Origin of the sequence: Mycobacterium neglectum, assembly GCF_002591975.1 — a bacterium.
In the GTDB taxonomy this organism is placed as follows: Bacteria; Actinomycetota; Actinomycetes; order Mycobacteriales; family Mycobacteriaceae; genus Mycobacterium; species Mycobacterium neglectum.
Genome location: NZ_NVQE01000018.1, coordinates 97,922 through 114,670, shown reverse-complemented (window position 1 = coordinate 114,670; position 16,749 = coordinate 97,922). Strand labels below are relative to the sequence as shown.

26 protein-coding genes are annotated in these 16,749 nt (G+C 64.5%); 22 read left to right on the top strand and 4 right to left on the bottom strand.

Annotation, left to right across the window (positions count from 1 at the left end; genetic code table 11):
- Positions 1–290 precede the first annotated feature (290 nt).
- The 7 genes from CSQ99_RS16215 (at position 291) to CSQ99_RS16185 (ending at position 4,523) form a co-directional block, all read left to right on the top strand.
- Positions 291–569, top strand: a complete 279-nt coding sequence (locus CSQ99_RS16215; RefSeq protein ID WP_099040019.1) for a hypothetical protein — start codon at positions 291–293, stop codon at positions 567–569.
- Positions 566–889 carry a CopG family ribbon-helix-helix protein gene (locus CSQ99_RS16210; protein WP_099040018.1) on the top strand — a complete coding sequence of 108 codons (324 nt, stop codon included), beginning with the start codon at positions 566–568 and terminating at the stop codon, positions 887–889. The genes CSQ99_RS16215 and CSQ99_RS16210 overlap by 4 nt, the downstream gene beginning before the upstream one ends.
- 164 nt (positions 890–1,053) lie before the next feature.
- A complete protein-coding gene (locus tag CSQ99_RS16205) occupies positions 1,054–1,755 on the top strand; it encodes a hypothetical protein (RefSeq protein ID WP_245908945.1) in 702 nt (233 codons plus the stop codon).
- Between the two features lie 114 nt (positions 1,756–1,869).
- Positions 1,870–2,463 carry a hypothetical protein gene (locus CSQ99_RS16200; RefSeq protein WP_245908944.1) on the top strand — a complete coding sequence of 198 codons (594 nt, stop codon included), beginning with the start codon at positions 1,870–1,872 and terminating at the stop codon, positions 2,461–2,463.
- A 212-nt stretch (positions 2,464–2,675) separates the two neighbouring features.
- Entirely contained in the window at positions 2,676–3,926 is a 1,251-nt protein-coding gene (locus CSQ99_RS16195) for a coiled-coil domain-containing protein (protein ID WP_141562689.1), read from the top strand.
- Complete coding sequence (locus CSQ99_RS16190; RefSeq protein WP_099040014.1) at positions 3,923–4,237, top strand: hypothetical protein; 315 nt, start codon at positions 3,923–3,925, stop codon at positions 4,235–4,237. The genes CSQ99_RS16195 and CSQ99_RS16190 overlap by 4 nt, the downstream gene beginning before the upstream one ends.
- Complete coding sequence (locus CSQ99_RS16185; protein ID WP_141562688.1) at positions 4,227–4,523, top strand: hypothetical protein; 297 nt, start codon at positions 4,227–4,229, stop codon at positions 4,521–4,523. Before CSQ99_RS16190 ends, CSQ99_RS16185 begins: the two co-directional genes overlap by 11 nt.
- On the opposite strand, the gene CSQ99_RS31900 is transcribed toward CSQ99_RS16185, so the two are convergent.
- A complete protein-coding gene (locus CSQ99_RS31900; protein WP_425437828.1) occupies positions 4,520–4,702 on the bottom strand; it encodes a plasmid mobilization protein in 183 nt (60 codons plus the stop codon). The genes CSQ99_RS16185 and CSQ99_RS31900 overlap by 4 nt on opposite strands.
- A 68-nt stretch (positions 4,703–4,770) precedes the next feature.
- Here CSQ99_RS31900 and CSQ99_RS16180 point away from each other — a divergent pair, with 68 nt between their 5' ends.
- The 7 genes from CSQ99_RS16180 (at position 4,771) to CSQ99_RS16145 (ending at position 10,196) form a co-directional block, all read left to right on the top strand.
- Complete coding sequence (locus CSQ99_RS16180; RefSeq protein ID WP_099040012.1) at positions 4,771–5,463, top strand: Fic family protein; 693 nt, start codon at positions 4,771–4,773, stop codon at positions 5,461–5,463.
- A gap of 47 nt (positions 5,464–5,510) precedes the next feature.
- A complete protein-coding gene (locus CSQ99_RS16175; protein WP_176561043.1) occupies positions 5,511–5,951 on the top strand; it encodes a hypothetical protein in 441 nt (146 codons plus the stop codon).
- An 81-nt stretch (positions 5,952–6,032) separates the two neighbouring features.
- Positions 6,033–6,272 (top strand): hypothetical protein, encoded by a 240-nt coding sequence (locus CSQ99_RS16170; protein WP_099040011.1) that lies wholly within the window; start codon positions 6,033–6,035, stop codon positions 6,270–6,272.
- An 8-nt stretch (positions 6,273–6,280) separates the two neighbouring features.
- Positions 6,281–6,730, top strand: coding sequence for a hypothetical protein (locus CSQ99_RS16165; RefSeq protein ID WP_099040010.1), 450 nt, complete (start codon positions 6,281–6,283; stop codon positions 6,728–6,730).
- Between the two features lie 35 nt (positions 6,731–6,765).
- Positions 6,766–7,032, top strand: a complete 267-nt coding sequence (locus CSQ99_RS31165; protein WP_218014594.1) for a hypothetical protein — start codon at positions 6,766–6,768, stop codon at positions 7,030–7,032.
- A gap of 115 nt (positions 7,033–7,147) precedes the next feature.
- Positions 7,148–8,896 carry a hypothetical protein gene (locus tag CSQ99_RS16155; protein WP_099040008.1) on the top strand — a complete coding sequence of 583 codons (1,749 nt, stop codon included), beginning with the start codon at positions 7,148–7,150 and terminating at the stop codon, positions 8,894–8,896.
- Between the two features lie 880 nt (positions 8,897–9,776).
- Positions 9,777–10,196: a hypothetical protein gene (locus CSQ99_RS16145; RefSeq protein ID WP_099040006.1), complete on the top strand. Its 420-nt coding sequence runs from the start codon at positions 9,777–9,779 to the stop codon at positions 10,194–10,196.
- 63 nt (positions 10,197–10,259) lie between these two features.
- Here CSQ99_RS16145 and CSQ99_RS16140 read toward each other — a convergent pair whose 3' ends face one another.
- Entirely contained in the window at positions 10,260–10,694 is a 435-nt protein-coding gene (locus tag CSQ99_RS16140; RefSeq protein ID WP_141562687.1) for a hypothetical protein, read from the bottom strand.
- Between the two features lie 101 nt (positions 10,695–10,795).
- Between CSQ99_RS16140 and CSQ99_RS16135 the strand changes: the two genes are divergently transcribed.
- The 5 genes from CSQ99_RS16135 to CSQ99_RS16115 all read left to right on the top strand — a co-directional run bounded on the left by CSQ99_RS16135 (position 10,796) and on the right by CSQ99_RS16115 (position 13,525).
- Complete coding sequence (locus CSQ99_RS16135) at positions 10,796–11,155, top strand: hypothetical protein (RefSeq protein ID WP_099040004.1); 360 nt, start codon at positions 10,796–10,798, stop codon at positions 11,153–11,155.
- A 113-nt stretch (positions 11,156–11,268) separates the two neighbouring features.
- Entirely contained in the window at positions 11,269–11,865 is a 597-nt protein-coding gene (locus CSQ99_RS16130; RefSeq protein WP_245908943.1) for a thermonuclease family protein, read from the top strand.
- Positions 11,866–12,029: 164 nt separating this feature from the next.
- A complete protein-coding gene (locus CSQ99_RS16125) occupies positions 12,030–12,611 on the top strand; it encodes a hypothetical protein (protein ID WP_141562686.1) in 582 nt (193 codons plus the stop codon).
- Between the two features lie 111 nt (positions 12,612–12,722).
- Positions 12,723–13,061: a helix-turn-helix domain-containing protein gene (locus CSQ99_RS16120; protein WP_245908942.1), complete on the top strand. Its 339-nt coding sequence runs from the start codon at positions 12,723–12,725 to the stop codon at positions 13,059–13,061.
- A 38-nt stretch (positions 13,062–13,099) separates the two neighbouring features.
- Entirely contained in the window at positions 13,100–13,525 is a 426-nt protein-coding gene (locus tag CSQ99_RS16115) for a hypothetical protein (protein WP_099040000.1), read from the top strand.
- 115 nt (positions 13,526–13,640) lie between these two features.
- Here the strand turns inward: CSQ99_RS16115 and CSQ99_RS16110 are convergent, their stop codons facing one another.
- Positions 13,641–14,828, bottom strand: a complete 1,188-nt coding sequence (locus tag CSQ99_RS16110; RefSeq protein WP_099039999.1) for a hypothetical protein — start codon at positions 14,826–14,828, stop codon at positions 13,641–13,643.
- A 116-nt stretch (positions 14,829–14,944) separates the two neighbouring features.
- Here CSQ99_RS16110 and CSQ99_RS16105 point away from each other — a divergent pair, with 116 nt between their 5' ends.
- From CSQ99_RS16105 to CSQ99_RS16095, 3 genes are read left to right on the top strand one after another with little or no spacing between them, the layout of a single operon-like run.
- Positions 14,945–15,154, top strand: coding sequence for a hypothetical protein (locus tag CSQ99_RS16105; protein WP_099039998.1), 210 nt, complete (start codon positions 14,945–14,947; stop codon positions 15,152–15,154).
- 5 nt (positions 15,155–15,159) lie between these two features.
- Positions 15,160–15,366, top strand: a complete 207-nt coding sequence (locus CSQ99_RS16100) for a hypothetical protein (RefSeq protein ID WP_245908941.1) — start codon at positions 15,160–15,162, stop codon at positions 15,364–15,366.
- Positions 15,363–16,133, top strand: coding sequence for a Fic/DOC family protein (locus tag CSQ99_RS16095; RefSeq protein ID WP_099039996.1), 771 nt, complete (start codon positions 15,363–15,365; stop codon positions 16,131–16,133). Before CSQ99_RS16100 ends, CSQ99_RS16095 begins: the two co-directional genes overlap by 4 nt.
- 18 nt (positions 16,134–16,151) lie before the next feature.
- Here the strand turns inward: CSQ99_RS16095 and CSQ99_RS16090 are convergent, their stop codons facing one another.
- The gene (locus CSQ99_RS16090) at positions 16,152–16,640 is read right to left on the bottom strand and encodes a helix-turn-helix domain-containing protein (RefSeq protein WP_099039995.1); all 489 of its coding nucleotides are present in this window, start codon (positions 16,638–16,640) and stop codon (positions 16,152–16,154) included.
- Positions 16,641–16,749: the final 109 nt, after the last annotated feature.

Genomic DNA, 16,749 nt, shown 5'->3' with positions numbered 1-16,749 from the left:
GACAGCCCCCGCCGCACGTTCAGGCGGATCTGAACCGCCAACCAAATTGCGACTCACGACCAACAGTCCGTCTCACTTAAATTGGCGGTTACCAGTTAGTGCCCGCCAACTAAATTGAGACCGAACAGATAACTTTACTCCCTTAGAGATTTCCCAGGATTTCACACCACGGGTACCGGCCTTCGGCCGCTACGCCACCTTCGGTCAGGCCTGCACCTTTGGCCAGTGAAGGGTGACGAACCCGAGATGTGTACTACACAACTGGGCGGTTGTGTAGTACACTACTGGGTATGGCCATCGAGTTCACCGAGAGCGCCGGACGTCACGGATTCACTATTGCCGACGCCGTTCACGCGATGAGCAATCCTCGTTACTACGAGACCGAGTTTGATGACCCGAGACTGGGCGGCGTTAAGCCGGACCTCTGGATCGGGCCCAGCTTGCAGCCCACGTCGCCGCTGATCGAAGTCATGGCAGAGGTCATCCCGCCGTCAACTGTGAGGATCTTTCATGTCATGGCAGCCCGCGTGAAGTTCCTCGACCGACTCGATCAGGAGGACGACCGATGAATATCGACCAGGACCGATACAACAAGCTTGCGGATTGGGCCGAAGGTGCCGACCGCGGCATTCATCCCGAGCGCGGCGAAACGAGCACTGCGGCAACGCGATCAAGCCGTGAACTGATCCGCCGGGCCGGTGGTCGGCCCAGCGTCGACCCCGCCTCCGAACCGGGAGCAGTCTCGCCACGCCGGCAAGTTCGGTTGCCCCGTGCGCTTAGCGAGCGTGTCGACCAGCTAGCCGACCGCGAGAACCGAAGCGCGAGCGATCTCATGCGCGAGGCCATCGCCCAGTACGTCGCTACGCACGATGAGCAGCGAGCCGGATAGTCCGGAATAGGTACCGGGGAAGGACATTGCGTGATGGACATCGCCGCACAGGCTCGGCGCCCCTACGACATCGAAGGGAATCCAGCAGATGACTCACACCGAGAACCTGCCATCACGCAGGCGCGGCCTATGCGGTGTCACCTCGGGCGCGCACAATGGTTGACATGGCCACGATGGACGCCCTAGCGCGTGCCGAGATCTCCAGCCGTCCGTGGTACGTCGCCGCTCACCGCGGCCGCGACGCGATCAATCTCCAGGCCTTCGCGCGGCTGCGCCCTGGTCGACGCCTGACCTCGCGCACGTGGAGCGGATTCCGCCTGTTCGAGGAGCCGGCCTACATGGTGAACTTCGGCTGGGCCCACCTGTATATGCCGTGGGAAGTGTGGGAGGTCAGGCCCATGCGCGTGTTGGGGTACGAGCCCATGCTGCACCACGAGGCGCGCCAAATCCGTGCCCGTCAGCTCCAGGTGGTGCGGTGCATGCCGTCCGGCTTTGAGTTCGGGCCCAATGGCCCGAACGTGCGGAGGCTCGTCGAGCAGCTCGCCCAGGCTCAGCGCGAGCAGCCGGACGACCGGCGACAGCACCGGGACTACGAGATCGCCATGACCTTTCTCGAAGATCAGCGTGGCCCGAGCAGCTGGCTCCACGATGCCCGGGTGTCGCTGGCCTGCACCTATCTGGACTGCCTAACGTCGGGATCCGCCACCGGCCCGATCGGGCGCTGGACGAGCCATGTCGCTGCGCGATTACCGGCGCGCACGCTCATCGACGCAGCGGTTTCCGGCCTGTCAATACCAGAGGCAGTTGCCCTGCAATGGGGCCTTTCCTCAGAGCAGGGTGCGCAGGCCTGCACTGCCACTGGATGATTCGGCCCGGGCGCCCGTCGCCTACGATCACCGCGGCCACTGACCTCGGGCTCCCCGTTCGTCAACCCCGGACCACTAGCCACGTAATCCAGACACCCCCGAAGGCGGAAAGCCGTGCCGGACAAAGAGGCTCACGCTTGGCTCCAAGCGCGTGCGGCGGTGCTTGTTGCACGCATCAGTGACCGCGGCATGGTGCTCTCGCACGACGCGGCCAGGACACTTCTCGCGGAGCGTCACGCGGCAGTGTCGCGCAAACTGGGAGTCAGTGAGCAGTCCGCTCAGCATCTGCTCGATGATGCCGCCATTGACACGCTGGCAGGCGAAATCGTCGGCACGTTCACCGACGAGGAACCAGGCGAAGACCTGTTCACCCTTGCCCGCACCGCGCATATCAGCGTCTCGGTATTCGGCCGCCTCGTCAGCGGGCTGGCCGAGGCGCTGCTGTTCTACCAGACCAGCACGACAACCAGCACGGCGGAACGGGATGCCCGTCAGAGGGAGACGGCGCAACTCCTGTCCATTGCGGGCATGGTTCAAGCCGAGCACACCCAAGGTCCGATTGCCGCTCCCCCGCCGCTTTTCACCCGGATCGCGCGGACCTTGACCACCGTCGCCGACTTCACCGACAACGAGGCGTTAGCCCAGGCCTTGCGGCGCGATGCCACCCGAGCACGTTCAGCGGCCGCCGCGGCGCCCGCCCCCGACTGAAGGCGTGTAGTAACAGCCGGGCACTTTTTCACAGGAATCCCTACACGCACCCCAACCGGGCAGAAACCCCCACGCTCAGCCCTATCGGCTTGTAGCCGCTTCCCGGGGTTGACCCAGATACGTCTATGCCAACCCCCTGTTTCGTTTCGTTTCGTTATGTTTCGTTCTGTCACGTCCCTCGCGAGTGGATACGAAACTGGTATGCTTGCCCCATGACGGAACCCAGCGGCGCCACAGCGACGGCGGCCGACCGATGCCACTACCCAGGCTGTACTCGCTCGCGCCGCCCGGACCCGGCCACCGGACGCCCTTCCCGATACTGCGAACGCGCCGACGACAGTGGCGGCCCGATCCACAACCGTGCGAACGCCTGGAAGGCCAGGCGAACGCACGCTGCTGGCCAGGCCGCCGATAATGCACCGGGAGCCGAGAACCCAGATGCCCCCGTGTCGATGGCGCGGGCCACGCTCGAACAGCGCCTCGCCGAACTACCTCAGAGAGTGGCCGAGGTCCGCCACTACCTCGATGACGTCCTCGCCGCAATCCGCGCTGCCGGCGACGTCGAGGCTGCCGGAGCTGAGGTCGAGGACGCCCACCGAGACGCCCTCACCAAAGTCACCGAAGCCGAGCGCCGCGCCACAACCGCCGAGCGGTCCGCGCGTGCTGCCGAGGATGGAAAAGCGCAGGCAGAACAGGACCGAGACGAGGCCGACACACTCGCCGAGGAGACCCTTGCCGACATGGAGCGACTACGTGCAGCCACCGCCGCAGACATAGCCCAGATCCGCTCTAGCGCCGAGGCTGCCGTCGCGGCGGCCGAGGTCACCCTCGCACAGGCTCAAGCTCGCTTCACAGAACAGATTGCAGAACGTGACCGCGAGGTAGACAGTGCCCGCGAGGCAGCCACCACCGCACAGATCGAGACCAGCGCAGCCAGCGCAGCCCTCGTCGCGGCCAATGAATCAGCCGAACGAGAGCGCGCCACAGCAGCCCAACTGCGTGACGAACTTGACCAGACCCGAAGAGATTTCGAAGAAAAGCACACCCGCCTCCAAGGCCAAATCGACACCGCCCGGCAGGAAGCTCAGCACGCTACGGCCGATGCGTCTGCACTTCGCGTCGAACTCGCTACAGCACAGGCACTAGCCGAATCGGCAAGGCGGGAGTCCGACAGTGACCGCGCCGCGTTGGCCACCCTCGCCGTCGAGCTTGACCGCGTGCGCGCCGACGAACGCTCCGAGCGCGAGATCCTGCGAGCCGCCCATGCTGAGCAGCTCGCGTTGGCTCGGCGCAGCGCAGAGGACCGCGTGCAAGTACTCACCGACGCACTCAGCGACGCGCGAGAGGCTCTGGAAACGTCCCGCAAACGTACGAGCCGCGCGAAGAAGGCACCAGCTTCGCTCTCGCGCGAGAGCGAGGGCGAAACACAAGGCCCAGACCAGGAAGCCGCGCCACCGACATGATGATCCCGAACCAGCTCCCCAGCATCTGGCTCGGCGAGGCCCGCGCGAATCTCCACGCCGCGGTACAAGCGATGTCGCAGCCGCAGCGCCGAAGCGCCCATGCCCGCACAGCCTGGACCTTCGCCATGTACGTCCTGGTCAACGAGGCCGACGATGCGCAACCCTCTGAACTCGACGCCGCCGCACTATTTGCCGACGAAGCCGCCGGCCACCTCGCCGCCGCGAAAACCGAGCCCGACGGCCCACAGACAACCATCCCCCCACTAACGAGAACGGCCCCACGGGAAAGGCTTCCACACGATGAGCAGTAACCAGCATTTGCCGACCTTCGCGCCCTGCGGCCCTGACGGGCGTCGCCCCGAGCGCATCGACGAGGTGTTGACTGCGCTCGCCGCGTACTGGCATCAATACCCTGATTACAGGCTCGGACAGATCATCGATAACTTCGCACGGTCGCTCGCAGCTCAGCTCGAGCTCGACGGCGACCATGGGGCTGCGGCTCGCGACCTGGAGGACGACGCGCTCCTCGGCATGCTCGATACAGGGCTGCCGTACCCACCGGCCGCCGCCCAGCAGTACCTATCACGCCGGCACTAATCGCGAGTGCGCCTCCGGGCGGCGGCAAGCGCGCGATCGCGCACCCACGCCGACACAGACTGCCCATCGGCCTTGGCCGCGGCCTCGATCACCTCACGCTCAGTTGCCGTGAAGCGCACCGGAACTGGGGCAGTTCGACGCTGGCCCGCTTCCAAGGGTGGTCTTCCCGGAGACGGCATACGAGAATGATAAGCGACTACGACAAATCCCTGGCGCCACTCGCCATTAATCGACTACGATAAGGGTTATGAACGCAGCCGACCGTGAGGAACGTGGACACACCGCGACCACGCTCACCGTCACCGACCTTGCCGGTGTCGTGTATTCATCCGGCAGGGTGTTCGATGGTCTGTCCACGGGCCGTCTCGACACCGAGAATTTCCTACGATCCGGCAGCCTTGCGGGTGTGGCATCGCGCGCCGACCTCGCGCTTCTCGAAGATCTACGCGACGCAGCACAGTTCGTCATCGACCACGCTGGCTGTTCGATCGACGCAGGGTTCGTCAGTGCCGTCAACGCCACTCTCACCCGCAGCGGTGCACTGCATCCCGGCCAACTGCGCACCCAGGAACAGGCCATCGGGGTAAGCACGGCCTACGGTCGCCACACGCCCGCCGCCCTGACCGAGGACGCACTGCAGACCTTGCTCGACGGTGCGACCCGCAGCGCACAGGTCCAGGAGAACGCGCTAGCCCTGTTCGTTGAACTTGCCACGGCCCAGCCGTTCGAGGATGGCAACAAACGCACCGCCGTGTTCGTCGCCAACAGCCTGCTCATCGGTTCCGGCGCAGGCATCCTGCTGACGATCCCCGTCAATGATAACGATCCCGGAGTCGCGAGAACGTTCAACGACCTCCTAGCGAGGGCCTACATCTGCGGCGAGCACGATGGGGTCAAAGACCTGCTACGCAGTCACGGCCTCACCCGGATCAGCCAGTAGCGGTAAGCGTGGAATGCATTACAGGACAACGCAAGGAAAGCCATACTATGAGCGATAAGGTCGAGCACCCCAATGCGGTCGGCGAAGTGGCAGATGCACGGTCGCCTGTGGCTGCCGAGGCGGTGCGGGCCGCGTTCAACGGCGCGTCGGTCTCCGAGGCGTATCAGAAGGCGGGCATCACGTTGCCGTCCAAGGGTGCTCCGGTCACGCACCCGATCCCGGCGTCAGACGTGCAGGCCGGCGACGTCGGGGCGTTCAAGGACCACCTGGTGATGTCCTTGGGCAATGGCAAGGTGCTGGTTTCGGGCCAGCAACAGCCGTTGGAGAGCGTGAGTTCAGAACCGGGCTTCTTGGGCTGGTTCGACCCGACTGCGCAGCTCGGCTCAGCGGTACGCGACGACCTTGCCGATCTGGTGAGGGAGGGCCGCAAACATCCGTACAAGGTCATTGCAGCACGTTCCTCCCCCGGAGGGCTGGATCGCCAATGACGGTAGAACGAAGCGGGAGACGTGATGGCACAAGCTGATCCGGATCATCCGGGGCATCCAGTCGTTACGGATGACCCTCCGGTGACCACGACCGACCCGGTGTATCACTCGATGCAAACTGTGGAATTCGCCGCCGGAAAGCGACACACCTTTGCCAGCACCCAACCGTATCCGCCCGGAACCCTGATGGGATTCACGCAAGCGAGCATCGAGGGTCAGTCAGAGCCGTACTGGACGATCGGCGGCATCCCGGTCGACTTCCTGGTGCCCAACAACTTTGGCACCGATGCACCATACGTAGCGCCAGTGCGCCAAACCTAAAGGCCATCATGAGCGACAACACCGAGACGATCCTGCGCTTCACACACGATGATGGTCGTCTGATCGACATTGATCACCTCGGCATTCTTGACCACCACAGTCGCGGTGAGTTCGCAATCTATGACGGAAACAAGCAGATCGGTGACTTCATGCTGTCGTGGGCAATGGAGTTTCCCGACATCAAAGCTCGCCGCGAACTCCCAGATGACGACGAACTGATCACGCAAGCGAAGCTCGCGCTGGCCGGTGATCCACCGATCCTGACACAGCGGGCGGTGCCGCAAGTACCCACAGCCGCAGCCGGGCGCGTTGACCGACGCTGTAAGGGCTGTGGGTGCACCGACTCGGCTGCCTGCAACACGATTACCGGACCGTGCGCCTGGCGGGTCACCTACGAGGACAACACCGGCCTATGCACCGCATGCTCGCCGCCCGGTCACGCCCGTCACCAGAAGTAAATTCACACGAACCAAAAAAGGGGATCGAGTCGGAAATGGCTACTAATTCACTGGCACGAGGCTTGGACAACATGGAACGCACCGCTCAGCGTTGGATGGGCACCCGCGCTGGGGCTCTCGTCACTTTAGCGTTGATGCTGAGCGTTGCGGTTGCCTTGGTGGGCACCATAAAGGGCAACTGGAGCCCACTTGTCCTGGTCGCCGCGCTGGTTGTCTACCTCGCGGTGTTCTGGGTGGCAATTGGTCGACGTATCTGGCGCTCGATGGGCTGGAAGCCCGAGCGCTCCGAGCGCGATTCGTAGGTTCGAGAACCCAGGTCCGTTGCACTGGAGTGAATATGCTGAACCCCTCAGCCCGGCGCCGTGTCCTGGTGTGGGCACTCGATCGCTACGCCCGGCGGTATCCCGGCAGACCCGCATGACTGACGACACTGCGCAGCCGTTGAAAGACCTTATTGGGGACTTCGCGGTTATCGCTGACCAACTCGTCCCCTACGGTCAGCTTCCGCCACGGCTATCGTGTTATGCCGAGAAGTATCCCCGATGGGGAGATCTCGGCGTTCAAACATGCGAAAGCCTCACGGCACAACCAGCAATCGGACCCAGTGCGTTCAACACCATCATCGACACCGCCCGCCGCGCAATCCAAGTCGCCATGGCCGGCTACCCTGACACCCCCGCTGGTGCCGCCGCCAAGCTGCTTGATCAGATCGACCCCGACACCCGCACTATCCTCACCACCCGAGTGATTCCCCTCGACCCTCAACCTACGGGGCAGGTCGCTGCGACATTGGGATGCTCAGGCGCGAGTGTCACCCGCCGGGCCCGGCGCGCAGAACGTCAGCTTGCTGGACTGCTTGAGCACCCCGAGCACCAAGCGCTGCAGCGTCACGCACGCCTGCTTGCTCACCAGCTCGGCCCGTACCTACCCTCCGAGCTGGCCAGCCGTGAACTCGCCCTCACCAGCCAAGACCTCCATAGCGACACCGCAGCACTGCTGTTACACGTCGCCGGCCCCTACCGCCGCCACCAGGACTGGCTAGAGAACTCCCGGATTCGAGGCCGCGAACACATCGAAACCGCTGCGGCACAAGCTCTCACCGCGGCAGCCGGGGCGCTGAGGACTGCCGAATTCACCGACCTACTGATGGGAGCCGGCATGCATCCAGAGGCCATCGCTACCTATCTCGAAGAGAACTACCTACACCTCACCATCGCTGGCCAGCGCATCACCCATAGCGCGGACACCACCGCCACGATGCTTGCCGCGGTCCTGCATGCACACCAGCGCCCACTCACTCTCGAACAGATCCACACCGACATGGGCATCCCCGCCTTACCCGGATCGCTGGCCAGCGCCCTATCCTCACGAGACGAGTTCGTACGAGCGAGCCGCACCACCTGGGCGCTACGCACATGGGACCTGCCCCACTACACCAGCATCAATGCCGCGATAGGGCAATACATCGACAACCATGGCGGCCAAGCCCCCACAGCACAATTGCTCAACGACATCCAGGCCGCATTCCCCGACATCAGCGCACGATCGCTACAGACCTACCTTGCCACGCCTCGGTACATCACCCGCGACGGCTACAGCCGCCGCCGCACCGCCACCGACCCCGGCCCGAGACAACGGCCGCTGCACCATGCCCGCGGCGTGTTTCGCACCAACACTCAAGTGATCCGACTCGCACTGCCAGTCACCAACGACGTTGAACGCGGATCTGGCCGCAGCATCGCCGTCGCCATCGCCCGCGCCGCACACATCAAGGTCGGCAGTCAACAAACCTTCACCAACCCAGAGCATAAGCCCATCCGCATCGCCTGGGTTACCAACGCCAGCAACAACGCCCACATCGGATCACTACGCACCCACGCCCACGACCTCGGCGCCACCCTGGGCGACACCCTGATCATCGCCCTCAACACCCACCGCCGCACTTACACGATCGCTAAACTCGACACCACAGCTCCAGCCGCGCAGCAGCTCGCCCAACTCACCGGCCGCGACACAAGCAACCCGAAAGCCGCTCTGGCTGCCGCACTGGACAATCCGCAGCCCAGCGCTGAGGGCATACTTCGCCGGCGCGGCGATGAGCGTGTGGCCGACCTGCTCGAACAGGCCTGCGCGGAAGCGACGACGACCGGAACCGGACACCGATGATTCGAGTGCAGCCCGACGACGCTCCCACAGCCCCGCTGCCCGAGCTGAGCCAGTTCTTCACCTGGTCACCCACCGACGACCCGAACCCCTACCCGCCACCAGGCACCGACATCCCCCCCGTTGCCGCGGGAGCGACATCGCTTACCGAACGCCCTGCGTTGCCCGCGACAAGCGCCGCCCCACGCGTTGAACCGGTGAGGGCCAGACGTTCCAAGCTCGGCGTGAGCGTCACCAGAGCGACCGGCGCTACCCCGACGCGGCGCAAACCGCGCGTCGGGAGCCCTCCGGTCGTCCTGTGGTCCATCTTCGCCGTAGTCACGACGATCGCTGCTGTTCTGTGGTCAATACTGCTCTGGCCGTCATCAGACTCAACAACGATGACTACCTCCCCGCACGAGCCCACCACGACCGCCGAAGTTGAGCGTCTACGACGTAGCCTGCCACCCGGATACCCCCCGCAGGCCTGCGCCCCGATCCCTCACCGCGTCCCTGCCTTGGCTGCTCTGCAATGTGGATCCCACCCCGCGATCCCCGCCGCGAACACCGCTCGCTACACGCTCTACGAGGTCACGACAGACCTTGACACCGCGTTCACCGCCGTCACATCCGCCACCGCACCGCAGGTCTGCCCTGGCGGTTATCAATCCCCGGGGGCCTGGCGACGAAACGCTAGTCCCGAACTCGTCGCAGGGACACTGCTGTGCGGCACGAACCAAGCCGCCCAACCGACGGTCGCCTGGACCACCGAATCAACCCTGGTCCTGGCAACCGTCAACGCCGACACCCCCCAATTTCCAACGCTGGACCAGCTTTACACCTGGTGGTCAACTCACTCATGATAAGAACCGCGCCGGATAACAAGCCACAGAAGGGGGACCAAGTGACAGACAACGAACCCGGCGACAAGCCGCGGCCGCACAACGTGTTCTCGTTTCGCGCAGACTTTCCGGCAGATGTCGAAGAATTCTTTGCCGCGTGCAACGACTCAGGCATTGTGGTGATTGCACCGTCTCGTCGCGAGCTCCAGGCCGGTTTCCCAGACGTGGCGGTGCAGTTCCAATCGACCGGTCACGTGACGGTCGACCAGCTGCGCCGCGCTGCCGCAGGTGTTCTTGACCTGCACGTCGTTCTCGAAACCTTGCGAGCCGTGCCACTAGCGGATAATCCGCTTGAGCGAGCAACACCCACCCAGCAGCACGACAATCGCAGCGACCTCAGCCCGGAGCAGGAGCGCTGGATCACCGATCACATGCCCATGCGTCGCGCCACCTCCAGCAACAACTATGGCATCGAGCTGTAGTCGTCAGTACGCGCATCATCCCAAAGTGTCGCCGCTGCAACGGCTTTACACCTGGTCCTGCGATCACCCGTGGGCAGAACCGCGCACGCCCGACCCGACGTTCGTCCCTGTCGAGTCGTCCAACAGCCCGCAGCCCAGGTAGCCCACCTGAGCAGCATTGACAACGCCGGACTCCCCCACCCTTGGATCAAGGACCGCCGCAGCGTGAACAGCTAGGTTAAAAATCCCGGGCTGCAGAACCTGATTGGCCGCCGCCGGAGTGATCACCACAGCGGTCAGCCGCAACGATCCCTCGTCGTCAGATAGCAGCGACTCATCGATATGACCCCGCTCGCTGGATTCGTCCAATCGGCACCACACTTCGGCGGGCACTCGGCAAAACCAGAACCGGCCCGGCACATCCGAACGCAACCTGCCCGCCACCGACAGTTCGAGCGGTAAGCGCGCAGCAACATCGGTGTGGGGAAATCCCCTCAGACTATGGAGAACCAGGGCCACACGGCCGAGCATACGCCGCCGGCTCAACTGCGGGTTTCAGTCCCAGCCCTGGTACCAAGGAACCGTGGCGGCCATGCCATTTATCGACTACACTAATAGCCATGGGAACACTGACCGAAACGACAGTTACACAACTGATTTCACGCGATCAGGCAGAAGGATGGGCCGGTGTCCGGCTGACCGATGAGCAGCTGGAACGACTGGCCGCGGCGATCCCAAATTCGTCGATTCCTGACGCCATCGCAACGATCGTGGTCGACGCACTGGAGATCGGCGACGACGACGCGGCGTGCCGCGACCCGTTCAATGAAGACTGCCGGGAGCCCCTAGACGACGGGCAGGGCTGGGCCGGATGCTGTGGGGGCTGCGCCGACCGGATGGAACGGCTGCACAACGAGCACGACTGGGGCGACAACTGCCAACCGTCCAACGATGGCCAGCGGTGCATCACATGCGACTAGCCCAAATCCGACGACGAATCGTCCGTCGTCACGCTACGGCCATAGGCGACACAGTGATTGACGACGGTAGTCGTACGCTGGAATCCGTCGTGAGAATGAACAACCATGCCCCCATGACCGTCATACCTCGATCTAGCCGGGCGCTTGCAACACTGCTCAGCACGGCTGCGCTAGTGCTGACCGGATGCCAAGAGTCCGCGTCGTGGACGCCCTACACCGCGACGACCGGGGCCACCGCGACCACCGCCACCGCCGCTCCCTATCCACCGATGCCAGACCTCAGTGAGCTCGACGGGCCGTTTCCTGTGGCGCGCGTCGTTGACGGCGACACCATCGTCGTTGAAAACGGCGGCGCGACAACGACTGTCCGCTTGATCGGAGTCGATACGCCCGAGTTGCTCGACCCGCGCAAGCCCGTGCAGTGCTTCTCACGCGAGGCATCCGCGTACACCAAGTCCCTACTCACCGACCAGTCCGTGTACCTCGAATACGACCCGACGCAAGACCGTGCCGACCGCTACGGCCGAGACCTCGCCTACGTCTGGACCACCGCCGAGCGCCTCGTCAACCTCGACCTCATCGCCGGCGGTTTCGCCAACGAGTACACCTACAGGACACCGCACCGCTACCAGGCGGTATTTCGCGCGACCGAAAACATTGCTGCCGACGAATCCCGTGGACTGTGGTCACCTGAGACCTGCCCGACCTAACTGCCAGGCGAAGCGCGGACACCCGACCCCCAACTCCACCGGCGGTTGTCTATAGCACACCATAGATGGTAGGCTATCGCCATCATCTAGGAGTGGAGTTCCTGGCGCCACTGCCGCGGTCGCACCGGGTCTTCACACCAATCAGCGAGAGGAACCGTTGGACCATGGACACCCACCCCGACCTCATCGAAAACGCCGAGGCTCGTCGACGCCGTATCCGCGCCGGGCAGCTCGCCGCCTTCGAGAAGTCCCTGCGCGATCATCTGAACAACCCGCCCGCCACCTGGAGTGTGGCCAAGAAAGGCGACCGATGCTGGGCCGTGGTCGACGTCCACGGGACACCACGTACAGCCGGCAGGTACACCACCAAGCGCGCGGCCACCGAGGCCCGCCACGACCGCCAGCACGACGCTCAATGGCAGGACCGCACCAACTGGTATCTAGGCTGTGTCGACGCACGGTCGCGACCGCTAGAACCCGACGAGACGGCCATCGTCGCGCAAGTGGTCTCCGAGGTCGACACCGACCTTGAATGGGTCGATCACCACGGCCTGGTCTGCCGTGCGGAACTGACCCACACCGGCACACCTGCTATCCACACGTTTGACGAGCACGGATTCGATGTATGGGGCTATGTCCGCGATGGGCACTACGCGTCAGCGTATGACCGAGCACCCTTGCAGGCCAGCCCATTCCCGGTTCGTGACGAGCCGGTCCCCGCCGACGCACGGGCTAGCCAGGAGTAAGTGAACACCGTGGATCACGCACGCACGCTGGTAGCCCTTCACCCACCACCGCGAGTACGCTGTCGGCAAGAAGTCGCGGCGTCACCACCGCGAGTGAAAGGACCACCGCCGATGTCTCCTACCCAGGCCATGACCACCGCCGAGGAACGCAAACGTGCCGGTGTGGCCGCCCGTGAACTGCAAGCTCAAGCCGACCGCGCGCTCCTAGCGCGCATCATGCCCGTTGTCGGGCGCAACATCGCACAGCGGCGAGAGACACTGGGTCTATCCCAGCGGGCACTCAGCGAACAGGCCAGCGTTGATCGTATTTTCCTGCGCGGCGTGGAAGCCGGCGAACGCACACCCACCGTGGTCTTTCTGGCCAAGATCGCGCCCCCCTTGCAGACCACCGTCGCCGCGTTGACCAAGGGCATCGAGCAGGCGATGGCGATGCCCGCCCAGGACTCCTGACATCACCCGCGCGGTCCCCGAACGAAGGGCAGCAACACATGGACCCGTTCGACTCTCCCCCGCCAGACGGCAGCACCCAGGTACCCGCCAGCACAGCCCCCTACGTGGCCGCCGTGCGCCCGTTCCACGCGGTCAGCGCCGACGATCACCACCCGGTCGCCCGAGTACGGCTCACCAACGGTCTGACCTACCTCAGTTGGCACCACGTCCGCCACGATGACCTCGCCACTGTCACCCACCGGCCAGTCACCTACTGGATCCACATCGACCAGCACGCCCGTGACGTCGTAACCCGCATCCGCGAACTCACCGCCACCGGAGCAGTGCCCCAGGTCATGTGCTTCACCGAGCTGCGCCACCACATCGACCCCAACAACGGATGGACCCCGGCTATTGCCGCCCTCCCACCCGAGGACTGGGCCGCCGTGCAGCACCGCGTCACCGACATCCTGCGCAGCGACTAACTAGCCCCGCGGGGACCAAAGACCACGCTCTACGCGTGATTCAGGCTGCGCTCAGCAGCAGTGTGCCCGCATCTCAGCCGAAGGGGGGACCGGCGGCGCGGGCACACTGTAGCTTTCAGAATAACCCAGCACCATTGGCCCGCGCCCACAGGTGATCAAACCCCTTGCGCTGCTTGTTATCTACTACCGCCGGAGCCACCACCAGGAAGTGCTCGCATCGCGGACCAGCAGGCACGCGATGGCGCACGATCCGATCCGCCCCGACCTCACGTGAGCCTGGCCCGTCCGCAAGATAGGCGTCCATGTCCCCCTGTGAACCGACGGCCAATTTGCAGACCGACCGCGCGGTGACCCCGCGGCGACCACCAGCGCCCATCGGCGTCACCCGACGGACCTCGTAGACCGCGAACGGCGAGGCCTCAAAGCGCCGCCGGAACTCCGCTTCGACCTCACTCAACCCGGCCTCGTGCACCATTTGTGCCACGCTGCTCCCCGCGATCAACGTCTGGCGCTCATTGAGACGCCGCGCAGTCGCTTCGATCAGCATCGCCCGCGCCCCGGCCGCCGGCTCCTGCCGGTACCGGGCAACCATATTGGCTCGCCCGGCGGCACTGGTCAGTGCAAAGACGCAGAAAGAGCAGCACGACTTCTCCCACGACACACCGAGCACCGCGGCCACGTAATCATGGCAGGCTTGCCGGTCAAAGCCCGCCTCTATCAGCGGATACCAACCGGTGCGCTGGGCGGTGTTGTACAGGCGATCCTTGTCGGCCCTGCGCTGCTCACCTGCCTCGAACCCAATCGCATGCCGATACCGCTGGCCACCAGTGATTTTCGCAATCACCGGGTCGAGTGCCCACCCTTTGGCATGCATACTGCACTTTCTGGCTCCCCCGAGCTGAGGCAACGTTCCGGCGGACAGCATTTCGTCGGAGAGGCGGTACGCGCCATCGGCGTAGAGCTTCTGTGGACAAGTCGAATCATCCAGCACCACAACACCATCACCGCTGGCGCTCGTGATCCGCTGGCCCCGAGCGCACTGGATGTAGCGAACACCAAACTTGCGGAACAGAGGCAGCATCAGTGACTCCACTGCCACAGCAGTGGACGTGAATTCATCGCCCACCATCGCCGTCACCACAACCATCTCCTCCAGCGCGAAGTCGCGGGTTGCGGGCTCATGGAGCCACCGCAGCAGCAGGCAGGTTGAATCCAGGCCCAGCCCGTAGGACACCACCACCGACGGACGCTGCACATCACCCACGCCGGGAAGGTCCAATTCCGTTGGCTCACTGGCAGTCATACGAGGCGACACCTTTCTAGGGAGGATGCCTATAGCCTACCGCATATGGTAGCCTATGACCATCCGCCCCGTGCGGTCACACCGATCCACCTCCGACACGAAAGGCTCTATCCCCCATGGCCACATACCCGTCCTCTGACTCCCCGATCGGCTACACCCTCACCGACGAGCACCCCGACTCACCCATCGACTACGTCCTGACCCCAGCGGGCCTACGGGCAGCCACCCGCCCCGCAGTCGGACACCACGAGGCGGCCAGCGGCGTTCCTGGCGCTTTTCGCGTCATGGAGAACTTCGGCTCCGTCGAACTGGAGAATCTACAATGACGACCATGAGCCCGCTCCAACGCCAGCCGGTGTCCTACACCCCGGAGGAAGCCTCAGCGCTTGCCGTGGCCGCCGCCGGCCTCGCCGGTTTTCCCGCCAGCGACTCGGTGCGTGACCTCCTGGCCCGCATGGACCGCGGCGAACTGAACGAGGACGAAGCCGCCGCCGAGGTCGCCGCCCGCTTCACCCGCCCGGGATTCCGTGAGGTGTGACGGCCTACGACACCTGGGACAGCTACTTCTGGCCTGATGCACCAGGGGTGCTCAAGAACAAATTCGGCATCAAGAACTACCCCGACCTAGCGGTTGCCGAAGCCCACGCCGTAGCGCCTCGTATGCGCGGAATCATCCTCGACAGCCCCTCAACACTGCCAGAGACCGTCGACCTCGACTACTACCGACAAGTGCACCACCGCCTGTTCCAAGACGTCTATTCCTGGGCCGGGACTACCCGGGTGGTCCCGCAGGGGGCGATGGCCAAACAGTGGCGCGATGTCGTCAACTTCGCCCCCGATGACCGAACCGCACCCTGGGTCACCTACCGATACGCACCAGGTCGCGACGTCGAGGAACGGGCCACCGCAGTGTTCTCCAACCTCGAACACGCCCTAAGTGACCCGAAATGCCATGCCCCGCAGACCTTTATCCCCACGGTTGCTCAACACTGGGGCCAACTCGACCAGGTTCACCCTTTTCGGGAAGGCAACACCCGCAGCCAAACCATGCTGATGGCGATCGTGTGCCGCAAGTACGGCTACGCCCTCGATGGCGTACAGCTCCTGGCCCGCCGCGAAGAATTCATCGGCGCCCGCTACCACGGGCACGGCACCGGACACTACGGGCGGCTCACAGCGTTACTCCTGGACACCGTTGGACCTCGTGCCTCTGAACAGGTCACCGACCAAGAACGCCACTGGGCCGAATCACTGACCGCGACCACGCCCCCTCGCCGGCCCCCAAGCCACGACCTGAGCCGCTAGCTCACGCACAGCAGCGGCCTAGCTCGGTGCTCCCGCCGGGCGATCCCGTGCACGCTGATAGGCCTCCCGGTAGGTTCCTGCCGGGATGCCCAGGACACCCGAGAGCACTTCGGCGTTGCTGTCCGACAACGGATGCTCGCCGCGCTCAATACGCTGGACAATCGACGTCGCGATATGCGCGGCCGCGCCGAGCTGCGGCTGGGTCATCCCGCGCAGCACTCGCCAGTCACCGGGGTAGCGCTCCTGAGCGGCGATGAGCACCACCGACTCGATCGGAGCATTGAGCACCGCCATCACGGCGGCCAGGATGTCGACCTGGGGAGTCCGCCGCCCGGCCTCCCAATGATGGATGGTACTCAACGAGGCACCCGACAAGCGCGCCAAGTCGCTCACGCTGATCCCCGCGCGATGTCGTAACTCGGCGAAAGCGCTGGCATCGAAGCCGCGCAGGACGCGGCGGGTCATGCGGCGGCGGGGCGGGTCGTTGTCATAGAGGAACAGACTCATGGCACCACACCTGTAACGCGAATAAAGCGCCTCTTAACGCCGTTGTTCAACGGCGTATCATACCGTAGCATCATAGCGTAGCGCCATCCTGGATGGACGCTCACGGTGG

Coding starts and splice junctions, on each gene's coding strand:
- CSQ99_RS16215 (WP_099040019.1), top strand. CDS start 291: ATGGCCATCGAGTTCACCGAGAGCGCCGGACGTCACGGATTCACTATT.
- CSQ99_RS16210 (WP_099040018.1), top strand. CDS start 566: ATGAATATCGACCAGGACCGATACAACAAGCTTGCGGATTGGGCCGAA.
- CSQ99_RS16205 (WP_245908945.1), top strand. CDS start 1,054: ATGGCCACGATGGACGCCCTAGCGCGTGCCGAGATCTCCAGCCGTCCG.
- CSQ99_RS16195 (WP_141562689.1), top strand. CDS start 2,676: ATGACGGAACCCAGCGGCGCCACAGCGACGGCGGCCGACCGATGCCAC.
- CSQ99_RS16190 (WP_099040014.1), top strand. CDS start 3,923: ATGATGATCCCGAACCAGCTCCCCAGCATCTGGCTCGGCGAGGCCCGC.
- CSQ99_RS16185 (WP_141562688.1), top strand. CDS start 4,227: ATGAGCAGTAACCAGCATTTGCCGACCTTCGCGCCCTGCGGCCCTGAC.
- CSQ99_RS31900 (WP_425437828.1), bottom strand. CDS start 4,702: ATGCCGTCTCCGGGAAGACCACCCTTGGAAGCGGGCCAGCGTCGAACT.
- CSQ99_RS16180 (WP_099040012.1), top strand. CDS start 4,771: ATGAACGCAGCCGACCGTGAGGAACGTGGACACACCGCGACCACGCTC.
- CSQ99_RS16175 (WP_176561043.1), top strand. CDS start 5,511: ATGAGCGATAAGGTCGAGCACCCCAATGCGGTCGGCGAAGTGGCAGAT.
- CSQ99_RS16165 (WP_099040010.1), top strand. CDS start 6,281: ATGAGCGACAACACCGAGACGATCCTGCGCTTCACACACGATGATGGT.
- CSQ99_RS31165 (WP_218014594.1), top strand. CDS start 6,766: ATGGCTACTAATTCACTGGCACGAGGCTTGGACAACATGGAACGCACC.
- CSQ99_RS16155 (WP_099040008.1), top strand. CDS start 7,148: ATGACTGACGACACTGCGCAGCCGTTGAAAGACCTTATTGGGGACTTC.
- CSQ99_RS16135 (WP_099040004.1), top strand. CDS start 10,796: ATGGGAACACTGACCGAAACGACAGTTACACAACTGATTTCACGCGAT.
- CSQ99_RS16130 (WP_245908943.1), top strand. CDS start 11,269: ATGACCGTCATACCTCGATCTAGCCGGGCGCTTGCAACACTGCTCAGC.
- CSQ99_RS16125 (WP_141562686.1), top strand. CDS start 12,030: ATGGACACCCACCCCGACCTCATCGAAAACGCCGAGGCTCGTCGACGC.
- CSQ99_RS16120 (WP_245908942.1), top strand. CDS start 12,723: ATGTCTCCTACCCAGGCCATGACCACCGCCGAGGAACGCAAACGTGCC.
- CSQ99_RS16115 (WP_099040000.1), top strand. CDS start 13,100: ATGGACCCGTTCGACTCTCCCCCGCCAGACGGCAGCACCCAGGTACCC.
- CSQ99_RS16110 (WP_099039999.1), bottom strand. CDS start 14,828: ATGACTGCCAGTGAGCCAACGGAATTGGACCTTCCCGGCGTGGGTGAT.
- CSQ99_RS16105 (WP_099039998.1), top strand. CDS start 14,945: ATGGCCACATACCCGTCCTCTGACTCCCCGATCGGCTACACCCTCACC.
- CSQ99_RS16100 (WP_245908941.1), top strand. CDS start 15,160: ATGAGCCCGCTCCAACGCCAGCCGGTGTCCTACACCCCGGAGGAAGCC.
- CSQ99_RS16090 (WP_099039995.1), bottom strand. CDS start 16,640: ATGAGTCTGTTCCTCTATGACAACGACCCGCCCCGCCGCCGCATGACC.